Annotated in this window: 12 protein-coding genes and 4 pseudogenes; 8 read left to right on the top strand and 8 right to left on the bottom strand. The window is 65.3% G+C overall.

What is annotated here, in order from left to right; genetic code table 11:
* Nucleotides 1–30: 30 nt before the first annotated feature.
* From IU449_RS02245 to IU449_RS02230, 4 genes are all read left to right on the top strand, one after another.
* Nucleotides 31–774 carry a PaaI family thioesterase gene (locus IU449_RS02245; protein ID WP_195000297.1) on the top strand — a complete coding sequence of 248 codons (744 nt, stop codon included), beginning with the start codon at nucleotides 31–33 and terminating at the stop codon, nucleotides 772–774.
* Between the two features lie 586 nt (nucleotides 775–1,360).
* Nucleotides 1,361–1,564 (top strand): zinc-ribbon domain-containing protein, encoded by a 204-nt coding sequence (locus IU449_RS02240; RefSeq protein ID WP_195000296.1) that lies wholly within the window; start codon nucleotides 1,361–1,363, stop codon nucleotides 1,562–1,564.
* A 320-nt stretch (nucleotides 1,565–1,884) separates the two neighbouring features.
* Nucleotides 1,885–2,487, top strand: a complete 603-nt coding sequence (locus tag IU449_RS02235) for a hypothetical protein (RefSeq protein ID WP_195000295.1) — start codon at nucleotides 1,885–1,887, stop codon at nucleotides 2,485–2,487.
* A gap of 370 nt (nucleotides 2,488–2,857) precedes the next feature.
* On the top strand, nucleotides 2,858–3,475 hold the full coding sequence (locus IU449_RS02230) for a hypothetical protein (RefSeq protein WP_195000294.1): 618 nt from the start codon (nucleotides 2,858–2,860) through the stop codon (nucleotides 3,473–3,475).
* A 266-nt stretch (nucleotides 3,476–3,741) separates the two neighbouring features.
* On the opposite strand, the gene IU449_RS02225 is transcribed toward IU449_RS02230, so the two are convergent.
* Nucleotides 3,742–4,368: a tyrosine-type recombinase/integrase gene (locus IU449_RS02225; protein WP_195000293.1), complete on the bottom strand. Its 627-nt coding sequence runs from the start codon at nucleotides 4,366–4,368 to the stop codon at nucleotides 3,742–3,744.
* A 166-nt stretch (nucleotides 4,369–4,534) separates the two neighbouring features.
* Between IU449_RS02225 and IU449_RS02220 the strand changes: the two are divergent.
* A pseudogene (locus tag IU449_RS02220) lies at nucleotides 4,535–5,244 on the top strand (IS256 family transposase); the annotation flags it as partial.
* 123 nt (nucleotides 5,245–5,367) lie between these two features.
* Here the strand turns inward: IU449_RS02220 and IU449_RS28800 are convergent.
* Nucleotides 5,368–5,649: pseudogene (locus IU449_RS28800) on the bottom strand (reverse transcriptase N-terminal domain-containing protein); the annotation flags it as partial.
* Nucleotides 5,650–6,321: 672 nt separating this feature from the next.
* Here IU449_RS28800 and IU449_RS02210 point away from each other — a divergent pair.
* A pseudogene (locus IU449_RS02210) lies at nucleotides 6,322–6,572 on the top strand (transposase); the annotation flags it as partial.
* Between the two features lie 143 nt (nucleotides 6,573–6,715).
* On the opposite strand, the gene IU449_RS02205 reads toward IU449_RS02210, so the two are convergent.
* Nucleotides 6,716–7,741: an IS110 family transposase gene (locus IU449_RS02205; RefSeq protein WP_195002249.1), complete on the bottom strand. Its 1,026-nt coding sequence runs from the start codon at nucleotides 7,739–7,741 to the stop codon at nucleotides 6,716–6,718.
* Between the two features lie 292 nt (nucleotides 7,742–8,033).
* A complete protein-coding gene (locus IU449_RS02200) occupies nucleotides 8,034–8,636 on the bottom strand; it encodes a hypothetical protein (protein ID WP_195000292.1) in 603 nt (200 codons plus the stop codon).
* 675 nt (nucleotides 8,637–9,311) lie between these two features.
* On the opposite strand from IU449_RS02200, the gene IU449_RS29760 reads away from it, so the two are divergent.
* Entirely contained in the window at nucleotides 9,312–9,587 is a 276-nt protein-coding gene (locus IU449_RS29760) for an IS110 family transposase (RefSeq protein ID WP_416382093.1), read from the top strand.
* Here IU449_RS29760 and IU449_RS02190 read toward each other — a convergent pair.
* The 4 genes and pseudogenes from IU449_RS02190 to IU449_RS02175 form a co-directional block, all read right to left on the bottom strand.
* Nucleotides 9,483–9,947, bottom strand: coding sequence for an IS3 family transposase (locus tag IU449_RS02190; protein ID WP_195000290.1), 465 nt, complete (start codon nucleotides 9,945–9,947; stop codon nucleotides 9,483–9,485). The two genes, IU449_RS29760 and IU449_RS02190, sit on opposite strands and share 105 nt — an antisense overlap.
* A gap of 2 nt (nucleotides 9,948–9,949) precedes the next feature.
* Nucleotides 9,950–10,249 (bottom strand): transposase, encoded by a 300-nt coding sequence (locus tag IU449_RS02185; RefSeq protein WP_195000289.1) that lies wholly within the window; start codon nucleotides 10,247–10,249, stop codon nucleotides 9,950–9,952.
* Nucleotides 10,250–10,309: 60 nt separating this feature from the next.
* Nucleotides 10,310–11,128: pseudogene (istA, locus tag IU449_RS02180) on the bottom strand (IS21 family transposase); the annotation flags it as partial.
* Nucleotides 11,129–11,163: 35 nt separating this feature from the next.
* The gene (locus IU449_RS02175; protein ID WP_195000288.1) at nucleotides 11,164–11,478 is read right to left on the bottom strand and encodes a transposase; all 315 of its coding nucleotides are present in this window, start codon (nucleotides 11,476–11,478) and stop codon (nucleotides 11,164–11,166) included.
* Nucleotides 11,479–11,577: 99 nt separating this feature from the next.
* Here IU449_RS02175 and IU449_RS02170 point away from each other — a divergent pair, with 99 nt between their 5' ends.
* A complete protein-coding gene (locus IU449_RS02170) occupies nucleotides 11,578–11,994 on the top strand; it encodes an SRPBCC family protein (protein ID WP_195000287.1) in 417 nt (138 codons plus the stop codon).
* Nucleotides 11,995–12,603 lie beyond the last annotated feature (609 nt).

Here is a 12,603-nt window from a genome sequence, read left to right as displayed (position 1 = left end):
CGTGACGCGATCGGAAGGACAACGCACCGCATGATCGAGCTGGACCGGATCACCGTCCCCGAGCACATATTCGGCTATCCGGAGGTCGCCTTCGGCGGGTACGTCGCGGGCGTGCTGGCCGACCGCTCCCCCGGCGCGACTCAGCGCGTGGATTTCCGCGCCGCGGTACCCGTTGCCACGCCGCTGGCGCTCACCAGGACCGACCGCGGCGGCACCGCGCTCACCGATCTCGCGGGCACCGTCCTCACCGAGGCGCGTCCGGCGAGCCTGGATCTCGACGTACCGACCTGCCCCGAATGGGACGAGGTCGTGGCCGCCACCGAGCGCGGGCGCAAGTCCGCTCGGCGCGAAGTCACCCGCTGCTACGGCTGTGGCCAGGGGTGCGAGCCAGGACGGGGCCTTCGGCTGTTCCCCTGCACATTGCGGCAGCGCGGCCTGATCGTCTCGGCGTGGACGCCCGACCCGGCCCTGGCCGGACCCGACGGCACGCTCTCGATCGAGAACGTCTGGTCGGCGCTGGACTGCCCGGGCGGCGTGGCGGGCTTCGCCTATCACGGGATGAGGACGGGCGCGGTGACCGCCGCCCTCACCGCGACGGTATTGGCCCCGGTGAAAGCCGGTGTCGCGCATATCAGCTACGCATGGCCGGTGGCCGCCGAAGGCCGCAAGCACACCGTCGGCGTCGCCCTGGCCACCGCTGCGGGCGAGCTGTGCGCGGTGGCCGAGGCGCTGTGGGTCGAACCCCGCGATCCCGCGCCGCCCTCCCGCGCATAGGCCCCCAGACACGAATCAACCCCCGCCCGGGAAGGACGGGGGTTGATCGCGTTGGCGTCGGCGATGATTACACCGGCGGGAAACCCGCGGATCCGGTCGCGAGCCAGTTCCAGAACTCAGCGGCGCGGTTGGTGACCAAGGCGACGATGTCGAGGACGACGCTTCCCATGAATACCTAACTCTCGATTGTGCACGTGCGTGGCCAAGGGTAGCGGCAATTGTCGTACCACCGCGCCCCGGCCTCGCACGTACGGTCGAGTCCGGTATCCGGATCCGTCCCGGCCCCGCTCATCCCCTCGCGGCGGCCTCGGCCTCACGGCGACGGTATCGGGGAGTTCATCTCTCGAGGAAGGATGAAGTCCGTGGGTTCGAGGAAGTACCCGCCGGAGTTGCGTGAGCGGGCCGTCCGTGCAGGTCGCGTCCGCCACCCCATAGCCGGTTCGCGCGATCGGCGGTGAAGACGCGTTCGGTACGCTCGAGCGAGGCCGTGGCCGCGCGTCCGCTCCGATCCGATCCGAGCGGTACCGCCTCTCGGTCCGAATCGAGCGCATGAACCGCGAGCGCTGCCCCGGCTACCCTGGGAGGGGTGTTCCTACTCTTCGGATACGGGCGCAAGCAGAAGCCCCTCGGCCCGGGCGGGACCCGGACATGCCTGCGCTGCCACAACACCACGCAGTGGACCCGGCTGCGCGAGTACACGCAGCTCACGGTCTTTTTCATCCCGGTGCTGCGCTGGGGCCGCAAGCAGTTCGAGTCCTGCGGGATCTGCGGCGCCGCCATCGCCGTCTGAAGCACCTGGATCGACGGCGGCACCGGCGGAAGGGCAGCGGAATCGGCGGGGGTCGCCACTGCGCATCGGGGGTTTCCCGGGATTCGACCCGAGCATCGCTCGACGCTCCGGAAGCGCTGCTGCCCGGGGGATGGGTACCGGGACAACGCCGTCGACCAGGAGTTCTCGAAGAAGTTCGGGTTCGAGCGCGGCAAGTCGTCACCCCCTCCACCGATCCGGAACCCCGCACCTCTTGGCTACACTCCTGCACCACGCCGACGACCGCTCGCGGTCCGACTCGATCCGCCTATCAGAGTCACCTGAGTAGAGGGGTTCGAAGAATGAAGCTCGGAAAGACGACCGCTGCTGTTCTCGTGACAGCCTCGGCCATGGCCGTCACAACGGCAACCGCCCACGCAGGACCCGCCGCACCGACCGAAACAGGACGGGAAGCAGCGATTTCGGGCGTCGACAACGGGATCGGCTACCGGATCGCCGTGTCGGCGGTGGACAAGGTCATCACCGCCACCGTAGAGAACGGCAGCTTCGAACTCGCGGGTAACGGCGCGGTGATGCTCGAGACGAGCGACGGAGCGGCGGTCCTGGAAGTGCCGCAGTCGTACACCGCCGACGGCCGCTCGATCACCATGGCGCACCACATAGCCGCCGACGGCCGTACCCTGTCGCTGAGGCCACCCGTGGAAGGTGTTGCGCAAGAAACGGACGTCAGCTCCTACCAGCGGCTCGTGGAGCAGATCGACAAGAATATGCCCGGCGTAGTCGGTGGCGCCATCGTTGGTGGACTCCTCGGAGCATGCCTGTTCCTGATCTGGGGCGTCAGCATCCCCCTGGGCGTGCTGGTCGGCGGAACCGTCGGCGGTTCGATCATGGGCGGTCCGGAGTTCTTCGACGCTGTACAGGCGTTCGTCACCGGTCAGCACTGATCAACCGCGGGCCGACGCCTCCGCCACACCGGACGTCTGCCACGGGGAAGGTCCGGATCGACACGCCCTGGACACGATCGCGGGACACGCCGATCGGCGGCCGGTTGCCCCCGGGAGGCATGACGTAGATTGACCGACGGCATCGATGCCGATGCCGAATGTGTCCTGACCAGCCCTTTCCTGCCCGGGAACGTCGATCCCGACAGCGATCGACCCGAACGCCGCGCGCGGTGCCGGTCCGCCGCACCCGTCGACGCCGGATTCGTCGAGTATCGATGCGGTCGAGAAACATTCCAGCTCAGCCTTTCTACTGTGCGGTCCCAGCGGTCATCACCTGGATGACCTCGGCAGATTCAGAGAAGGAGGAGAAATGATCAGTGCATCCTGCAAACTCCCGTGGGACGAGAAGAACGCGGCGTTGATCAACGGCAACGAGGTCTGGCACACCGACTGGTCGGGCCAGACGCTGAGCATCGCGGAATGGGTCGGACGCAACTTCACCGGCAACCTGCCGTCCTGGAAATCGGTCGACGCGGCCGTCCAGCTGCCGTGGAGCACGAAGAACGCGGCACTGTTCCACGGCGACGAGGTCTGGCACACCGACTGGTCGGGCCAGACGCAGACCATCGCGGACTGGGCCTCCAGGAACTTCACCGGAAAGCTGCCATCCTGGACCACGATCGACGCTACCTGCAAGCTGCCCTGGGACGACAAGAACGCGGCGCTGTTCCACGGCGACCAGGTCTGGCACACCGACTGGCCGGGACACACGATCGCCATCGGGGAATGGGTCGGGCGCAACTTCACCGGCCACTTCCCCGCCTGGGACAAGATCGACGCGGCCATGCAACTGCCATGGAGCACGAAGAACGTCGCGCTGATCTACGGCAACCAGGTCTGGCACACCGACTGGCCGGCCGAGACGCAGAACATCGCCACCTGGGTACGGACCAATTTCAGCGGCAGCCTGCCCAACGGGTGGAACTGACCGGATCTCCAGTGACGACAGAGGCCCCGCACCCGGTGTTCCAGGTGCGGGGCCTCGGTCGAAAAGAGCTGTCGGAAGCTACTTTTCAATCACCGGACATCACTCACTTGCACGCGGCCTTGGCCCTACGGCGACGACGGTGCAGGATCGGCTCGGTGTAGCTTCATAACTCCGTTTCGTCGCCTGACCTGCGGATCAACAGAGACCGGAATCGGCAGTGACCGTTTTGTGGCCGTTCTGAAAAACCAGCGCCAACCACCCGCGCATCACCGAGCGTCAGCAAGATCGACAACGTGGCGAGTCTCTGGGACATAGTGCCTCGCGGTCACGGCCGAATCCACCTCGTGCCCCAGGATCAGTCGGGCAGCCGGAAGCCCGTACTTCTCCGCTACGCGCGTCGCGCGGGTGGAGCGGAGCGTCTTCACCGTCGACCACTCGAGGTCCCGCCCTTTGACAATCGCCGCCCAGGTCTTGGACATCTGCTCCGACCGCACCACTCGGCCGGTCCGGCTCGGGATCACCAGTCGGTGGCCGGGGGCCGCGGCCAACTTTCGCCGGCGCAGCATTGCCATGCAGTCCGGGCCGACCTTGATCGTCCGCATCGACCGCGCGGTCTTCGTGAACGGCTGACGGTAGGCGACGCCGACAACATCGTCATCGTCGTAGTTCGGCCATCCACGAGGCAGGACGATTTCGTCGTGAGGCAGCCGATACTGCTCGACGACTTCCTTCAGTTGCCGCACGCGCAGTTCGGTATCGATGATGGTGCCAGACACCGTCATTTCATGCGTGTCGAAGTCGACGTCGTCGAAGCGGACGGCCAAAGCCTCGCTCGGGCGAGCAGCGAACTCGTAGGCCAGCTTCGTGAAATCCATGTACCGCTGTTCGAACATGCGGGATTGGTTCGGGCGAGGGAAGTAGTCACGTTCAGCCTCCCAGTACCAGCTGAGCTCTTCGGGGGTGAACGGCTGCGGCTCGTCGGGGAGTGTCGGAACTTCGGCGGATCTGATCTCGGTCCGATGAGTCGAACCATCATGGTTCGGCAGGAAGGACCGACTGATGTCGGAGACACTGGCCGCCGTGGCGAAGAACGATGCGGCGGAGACCAAGAAGCTGGCCGAGCAGTTGCTGGCCCAGGCCAAGGAGCAAGGGATCGATCTGGTCGGGCCGGGTGGGCTGCTCAACCAGCTGACCAAGACGGTGCTCGAGGCCGCTCTGGAAGCGGAGATGACCGAGCACGTCGGCTATGAGAAACATGATCCGGCACGGCGAGGAACAGGCAACTCCCGCAACGGGACTCGCTCGAAGACGGTGATCACCGAGATCAGTCCGGTCGAGATCGATGTGCCGCGTGACACGGCGTCGTCGTTCGAGCCGCAGATCGTGCGCAAGCGTCAGCGGCGCCTGACCGGGGTCGATGAGATCGTGTTGTCATTGACCGCGAAAGGCTCGACCACCGGTGAGATCTCGGCGCATTCCGCCGAGATCTATGGTGCGTCGATCTCGAAGGACACGGTCTGAAGCGATCATCGACAAGGTGGTCGCCGAGATGACCGATTCGTGCAACCGGCCGCTCGATCGCGTGTATCCGGTCCTGTTCATCGGCTGCATCCACGTCAAGATCGCCAGATGGCCAGGTCGCCAACCGGCCGATCTACGTGGTCATCGGTGTCACCGTCGCCGGTGAACGTGACATCCTCGGGTTGTGGGCCGGTGATGGCGGCGAGGGCGCGAAGTTCTGGCTGCAGGTGTTGACCGAGGTCAAGAACACGGTCGGCAATCACCGGAATCCCGAGTGGCCGCTGTTTCCCATTCGCTTTCGGGATGAACACCCGACGCACGGGCATCGGAGTCCACGACGCCGACCGCTGCGCCCACCGGGCCAGTTCGATCTTGTCCGTGTTCTCCACGACGGTCACACCGTCGACGCCCGCCGTCTTGCGTCCCGCATTGCGCTCGGTCACCTTGCGCACGCTCAACACAGCGTTGGCGCGTGACCGCAGCATCAGTTTCTGCAACTGCCGGACCCTGGAAAGGTCCTTGTCCCGCGACGCCGTGAAAATCCGCTGCCGCAAGCGTCGTACTTCCCGCTCGACCCTCGACCAGTCGATCCGATCCCAATCGGGCGGGTTGTCCTCCGGTCCGTTCACCGCGCCGGGCGCGGCGTCCAACATGTCCTTCGGTTCCAGCGTTGTCGTCATCGCCATCCTCACAGGCTCACCCGACCCGCGTCAGCACCCTTTCAGGTCCGAGCAACAGCTCGTATCCGGCCGGTTATCCACGACCACCGGCAGGAGTCCGGTCGTTACGGTCGCGGCTTTCCCACTGCCTTTCGGCCGCCGGCGTTCGCTTCTCGGGTCATCCCAATCCCGCCGGGCGTTCGGCCTTCCTCACGGTCGGCTCACCGGCATCGGCAGCGCCGACCCGGACTCGTCGGGGTTTCCACGTTCCACACACGCAAGACGCGACCGGATTGGGTGCCCTCTCGACCCCGGGACGGCGGTGCTCACCCGGCTCGATCGCTCTCTCTTACCGGCGCCTGCCGCTTCACAGCGACCAGTCCTACTTCGACCCGCTCACGCTCTCCACCTGCGGATCTTCACGATGACGAGGCAACAACGAGGGTTCACTTACGTTCACCCGCCCGGTCTTTCCCTCACCCGTAGTCCCCGGATGGGACGAGGACCCTTCGGCTTGAACCCCGGGCTTCGCACCCCGCGATTACTCGCGACGCACGCCGGGACGGGAACAGGCCACCGAGCACGGGCCCGAGATCATGTCACCGCCAAAGCGGCCTCCCTTCAACACAATTTACTTGAACATGTGCGACCTCGTGTCGCACGGCCGAGTTCGTGCCGTTCCTCGACTACGACGTCGAGATCCGGCGGGTGATCTGCTCGACCAACGCCATCGAGTCGCTCAACGCCCGCTACCGGCGTGCTGTCCGGGCCCGCGGACACTTCCCCACAGAGCAGGCCGCGTTGAAATGCTTGCATCTGGTGACCCGTTCGCTGGACCCGACAGGCAAGGGTCGGGCACGATGGCAATCAGGTGGAAGCCGGCGTTGAACGCGTTCGCGATCGCGTTCGAAGGCCGGATCACCCCGACCGGAAACCTACCCCTACCAAGGTCAGATCCACCGGCAACCCGACACTCCCGTGCTGCCACGCGGGGCTCCTTCCTGGCCCTATCGGACCATGCTCAGAGCCCTCCAAGGAAGCGGGGGTGTCTCTCTATTAGTCAAGTCGTAGAACATGACTCGGTATCGCGGCGGCACCGGGTGGCGTCAGCGGTCATGGTTCGCCAGATGATGTTGGACAGGTGGCGTGTCAGGCAGCGCATGGCGGCGCGGTGTGACGATCCGGCGGTGACTTTGCGGTCGTAGTAGGCGCGGCCGGCGGTGCCGTTCATGCGGACCTGGACCATGGCGATGGTGTGGATCGCGGCGTTGAGTTGACGGTCGCCGTAGCGGCTGAGTCGGTGGATCCGACGGTCGGCACTGGCGATCTCGACGGGCGCGGTCCCGTTGTAGTTCGCGAATGCCGCCGCGCTCGGGAACCGAGTTGCTGGACCTGTTCGGCCGATCAACCGAGCCGCCAGCACCGGGCCGATGCCGTCGATCGTCCGCAGCCGGGTGCCGTGCTCGTCGAGCAGTTCGTCGAGGTCCTTCTGGTTGATCGACAGCTGGCGGTCCAGGCGGCGGACGTCAGCGATCAGGTCCTTGTACAGGCCGACGCGGACACGATCCGACAGTGTCCGTGCCCGGAACCTGTGGAGCACCGCAGCGGCGGTGTTCGCTGTCAGGCTGGTGGGGGCTCCGCCGGCCAACAGTTCACGCAGCAGTGCATGCAGCTGATCGACCGATCGAGTTCTGTTGGTAGACAAGTTGGTTCGTCGCTCGTCGGGCACGACCGGGCGCTCTTCACCTTGGAGCGCGACGACGCACGCAGCTGCGGCGGCATCGATCCGGTCGTTCTTGCGGCGGCCGCCGCGTGAGAGTTCCCGCACCCGCGCCGTTGCAGTGGTCGGGACATCCAGCGCGGTTTCACCGCGAGCGATCAGCCATCGAGCTAGGTGGCGCCCGAGTCCGTCGGCGTTCTCCACCGCCCACGTCCGTTGCGGCCACGGCCTGGCCCAAGCAATCAATCGCCGATACTCGGCCATGGTCGCCTCGACCCGGACCGAACCGAGATCGGCGTTGCTAGCCGGGTCCACCGCGGTGGCGGTGTGAGTGCTCTTGTGCGGATCGACACCGATGACAACCATGAACAGCGGGTCCCTTCTCTCCAATGGGTAGGGATCCGCGGCGGACAATCCGACTTCCAGTACCTTGCCCGTACCTGTGGCCATGCCTCTCTTCGGTCACGCCGCGAACGCAGGCCGGGTAGCGTGACATACCCCCGCAGAGTCAGCCGGGAGTTCTCCGGCGACAGGAACCTCAGGAGTCAAACCACCCGGCCCGCTGCGGCACGCTACGGGGAGCTACCCCGACCACGAAACCGCTACCGGAGATATAAGTCGGAACCTCAGCCAGCCCCAGTCACCGCGGTCGTGAGGATTACTCGAAGAAGTCGGCCAGGCAGTCGCCCACGAAACGGCCGGCGTATCCACCGCCGATGTAGCCCACCGTGAAACCGACCGGCGAGGCCGTTCCTCCGGTCGGAAGCGTCACCGCCGCGCCGAAGATGGAACCGAGAATCGAACCGACAGTGAAGCCGCCCGCCTCGAGAGCGTTGCGGAGGTCACTGTTGGCAGCATCGGGCAAGAACGCCGCGCGTGCCGGAGCACCGGCGGCTCCCGCGGGGCGCGGAGCCCGAGCCGGGAGCGGCTTGCCGTCCTTGGTGGCAGGGGTGAGCTTGAGCCGATGACCATCTTCGAGGATCTTCGGGGTCAGCGTGAACACGTGACCGCGCAGTTCGATGGTCAGCGGCCACTTGTCGATCACGTCCCCGTCGCTGTTGACCACCAGGACCTTGGTGCCCTTCGGGTTGAGCACGAAGGTTCCCTCGGCGAGCCTGGTCACGATCCCGCCGTCGGCGGCGACGCCGGTGGCATAGCCGATGCCCTTGTCATGGCCGGTGACCATACCGGTCAGCGACAGGTCGTCAGTCTTGACCTTCGGCCCGACGATAGTGGTCGGGGCAGCTTGTGCAGCGGTCATCTGGGAGTCCCTTCAGATGGGGCCCGGGTCAGTTCCTCGCGAGCCGTGGCAGCATCAAAATTACGGGCTGGCCCCGGCGAATCGACATCGATTCGCCGATTCATTTCACCATCTGAGATCGGCAATTATGTTGTGCTGCAACATGTTTTCGACCGCCCCTGATCCAACCCGACCAGCCGGTATCCGCTCTTCCCGTGCCGGATCTCCCCGACGCGGCGGCCGATCACCGACGGCACGTCTCAGTCACGGAATGCGTCGATGACGGTGGCCGCCAGGTCACCCACGCACCATGAGGTTCCCCGCATTGTTGGAGGGCGGATTACCAGCTTTGGGCTGGAACTCGGTGATGGTAGCTGGCTTCGAACTCATCAGGTGATCGCCAGCCGAGCTTCTTCTGGATGCGCTGGGTGTTGTACCAGCCGTAATGGCAACGGACGCCCATACCAGCCGAGGGCCATCGAGCCCGGTCATCGAGAGCGGCGCCTCGTGGTGGGTGTTGTCTCCGATCATGTGACAGCACCCACCATCACGAGGATGATCATGCCGGTCACTGACGGGTGTGAGCCTTCGTCTCCCGCAGACCTTCGAGTCTTCAGCGAGTTCGGGCGCCCGTCGGTAGCGGGGCGGAATGGCTCGTGAGATGTCGTGCCGCAGAACACTGTCCATTAGGGCGCCGTGCCCCGCTGCAAGTTGTCGGATCACGAGCGAGGAGGCTATGAATTGGCGGCACTGGCGTGCGGGATCGACTGGGCGCAGGATCATCACGATGTGGCGATCGTCGATTACGACGGCAAAGTGATTGCCAGCGAACGAATTCCGGATACAGCCGAGGGACTGAGTATCCTGTCACGGATGCTGTTCGAGCATGATCCCGTCGGCGAACAGTTGCCGATCGCGATCGAGACTACGCGTGGTCTGCTGGTGGCTGGTCTGCGCGCTGTTGGACGGTAAGTATTCGCGATCAACCCGTTTGCGGTGTCGCGGTATCGCGACCGCTATCGGTCCTCCGGTGGCAAGTCGGATGCGTTCGATGCCGCCCTGCAACCCGGCGCCGCGCATCACCCGCTCCACCCGTTTACGCCCGACCGCGACCCCGCGGCGGGCCAGCATCGCATGCACCCGGGGCGAGCCATAGGTCCCGCCAGAACTGGTGTGGATGTCGACGATCTCGGCCAGCAACTGTGCGTCGGCGATCTGCCGCGCCGACGGCTCCCGCAGGCGTTTGCGCCACCAGTAGTAGGTCGACGACGCGATACCGAGCACCCGCAATACGAGCTCGACCGGGTGCGGGCTGTCTTCGACGAAGCGCACGATCACCTCCGGGTCTGGTCGAGCTCCGAGGCGAAATACGCACTCGCAGAACGCAGGATGTCGTTGACGCGCTCAAGCTCGGCGACCTGCTTACGCAGGCGCTTGTTCTCCTCGGCCAGATCAACGGTCGCCGGTTCCGGTCGCTGCCCGGCGTTGGCCTGGCGGATCCAGGTGCGCAACGCTTCGTGATGCACACCCAACTGCTGGGCCAACTTCCGGACCGTCGGTTTCGGGTCCGAGTCCTGATACAGCCGAACCGCTCGGGCCTTCAACTCGTCCGGGTACTTCTTCGGTGCTGCCACGCGGGGCTCCTTCCTGGCCCTATCGGACCATGCTCAGAGCCCTCCAAGAAAGCGGGGGAACCTCAGGCGCGCGTTCACCAACTCCAGCCACCCCTGCAATTGGGTGTTGAAGTCGGCCGGTCCAGCGAACGACCGACCCGGCAGGAACGACCGCTCCAGATAGTCGTGAGCCCGCTCGATCATGCCCTTGGCCTCGGGATCGGCTGGTTTGCAGATCAACACCTTCGTTCCCAGCGTTCCCCGGAACGCCTGACATTCGGCGGTCAGCTCGCTGCGCCCGGCCCGCCAGCGACCGATCGCGTCTTCCCCGTCCCAGACCAGAACCCTCGGCACCGACCCCAACCCATGAATATGGCCCCACCAACCAGCGAACAGATCCTCGGCATGCCGCGACGGGATCAACATCGCCATCAACCAGCGCGAATACCCCAACACCATCGTCAACACCGGCAACTGCTTCGGGCCACGAACCTGCCCGAACCCCACCGGCAACTCGATCGGCGGGAACCAGAAATCACACTGCGCGATCTCCCCAGCCACATACGTCGTCCGCGACGCCGGATCCGGCGGCAGATACACCGGCCTCAGCTCCGCGACCCGGCCCGAGAGCACCCGCACCGAACGAGTCCAGCCGACACGCTCGGCGATCACCGTCGCCGGCATCCTCGGATACGCCCGCAGCAACTCCCGTATCTGCGGCTCGACCGCGTCCACCACCGACCCCTTCGCCAGACGCTGATACTTCGGCGGCCCGTCCGAGGCCAACGCCCGCTTCACCGTATTACGGGACACGCCCATCACCCGGGCGACCACCTGGATCGGCATCCCCTCTGACCGGCGCAAACGACGAATCTCAGCCCAATCCTCCACAGCAAGCATCCTTTCGGTCCTCCCTGGCTCGGATCAAGCCAGGGTCACCGACCAGATGGTCCATTTTGAGTTGCCGCGCGGTGGTCAGTCTTCACGTTCCGCCGACAGCGGCGCAGCTTCACCAATTCCTCGCGCTCAGCCGAGGACAAGCCCGCGCCGGACGTTCTGCTCGGCTGGGCGCCCTCTGCCAGAGCTTTCTTGATCCAGATCCGCAACGTCTCGAAATGGACCTCGAGCAACGGCGCGATGGCCTGGGCGGCCGCTTGAGGAGTTCCGTACTCATCGAGACGTTCGAGAGCCAGACGCACGGCCTTCTCACGAACCTCGGGTGGGTAACGCTTCGACATGATGGGAACCATCTTCCTCTAGGAGAAGCGGCATCCAACCCGTGACAGTTCAGTCCCAGTCAGCGGGAACCGCGCAAAGCGTCTACGGCACTGCACAGCACGCTTCATCGCATGCGCTTCTCCCTGCGATTCGAACGCTTCTGCCACGCATCATCGAAGACCGTCTATGAGCTGCTCGCCGATCCCGGGCGCTGGCCGGAATGGCTGGCAGGCGCCCGGACCGCCACCTGGGAGGAACAAGGCGAGGTACGCCGCATCGTGGTGAGCGGCTTGACCATGCGGGAACGGATCTTGGTTGCTGATCACCCCCACCATCACGCCTACACGATCATGTCGGGCATCCCCGTCAGAGATCACCGCGCCGATGTCCGCATAATGCAACAGCCCGACGGGTGCGTCATCACCTGGGAAGCGGCATTCAGTTCCCGCATTCCCTTCACCGGTCCCCTTGTCTGGTTGATGCTGCGCGCAAGCATGCCTGCGATGGTCGATGCACTGGTCCGAGGAGCGGAAGCCCAACAGGTGTGAGGGTCGCCCGCCCCGGGCGCCGCCCCGCATACTCGGGGTTCAACTGGCCGGTCCCCGATAATGCGACCACCGGGAGTAGAGCCCGGGTTGTTTCGTCCGTTGGTAGTTGATCCCGCACTCCACCGGGTGGTGGGTGTGGGTGCAGGCCGCAGCGTACTCGACCGGTGTCCGGTAGCCCAGCGCTGAATGCCGGTGCCGCAGGTTGTGGTCGGATTTGAAGTCGACGCCGACCTCTGCAACGGACGGGATCCTCGACATCACGGCGATGGTCGAAATCTCGGAATCGCTTGCGACCGCGATTGCGCCGTCTCAACCTCCGCAGACCGCTGGACTTAGCTCGGTATGCGCCGTGCCCATAGCCCCGCGAAGGTTTTGGTCGGCGGCCTCCTGATCTATCACGACACTCCGTAGCCGCACGCCACGACGTACTCATCAAGGATGGCGGCAGCCATCGTCGCTGGTAGAGCATCACTTTCCGACACCGACTGCATGTCCCGCGTGTGGCCGTTTTGTGGCCGTTCTGAGCGTGACGAGCCGGTATTCGAGCTGATCTTCAGTGATGACGAAGGCCCCGCACCCTGTGTTCCAGGTGCGGGGCCTCGAGTCGAA

This window comes from Nocardia higoensis, assembly GCF_015477835.1.
Taxonomy (GTDB): Bacteria; Actinomycetota; Actinomycetes; order Mycobacteriales; family Mycobacteriaceae; genus Nocardia; species Nocardia higoensis_A.
This window is presented reverse-complemented; position numbering and strand designations above follow the sequence as displayed.

Excerpts from the sequence above, each read along its gene's own strand:
- IU449_RS02200 (WP_195000292.1), bottom strand. The coding sequence starts at position 8,636 with ATGACCGCTGCACAAGCTGCCCCGACCACTATCGTCGGGCCGAAGGTC.
- IU449_RS02230 (WP_195000294.1), top strand. The coding sequence starts at position 2,858 with ATGATCAGTGCATCCTGCAAACTCCCGTGGGACGAGAAGAACGCGGCG.
- IU449_RS02235 (WP_195000295.1), top strand. The coding sequence starts at position 1,885 with ATGAAGCTCGGAAAGACGACCGCTGCTGTTCTCGTGACAGCCTCGGCC.
- IU449_RS02170 (WP_195000287.1), top strand. The coding sequence starts at position 11,578 with ATGCGCTTCTCCCTGCGATTCGAACGCTTCTGCCACGCATCATCGAAG.
- IU449_RS02175 (WP_195000288.1), bottom strand. The coding sequence starts at position 11,478 with ATGGTTCCCATCATGTCGAAGCGTTACCCACCCGAGGTTCGTGAGAAG.
- IU449_RS02245 (WP_195000297.1), top strand. The coding sequence starts at position 31 with ATGATCGAGCTGGACCGGATCACCGTCCCCGAGCACATATTCGGCTAT.
- IU449_RS02205 (WP_195002249.1), bottom strand. The coding sequence starts at position 7,741 with ATGGTTGTCATCGGTGTCGATCCGCACAAGAGCACTCACACCGCCACC.
- IU449_RS02225 (WP_195000293.1), bottom strand. The coding sequence starts at position 4,368 with ATGTTCGAACAGCGGTACATGGATTTCACGAAGCTGGCCTACGAGTTC.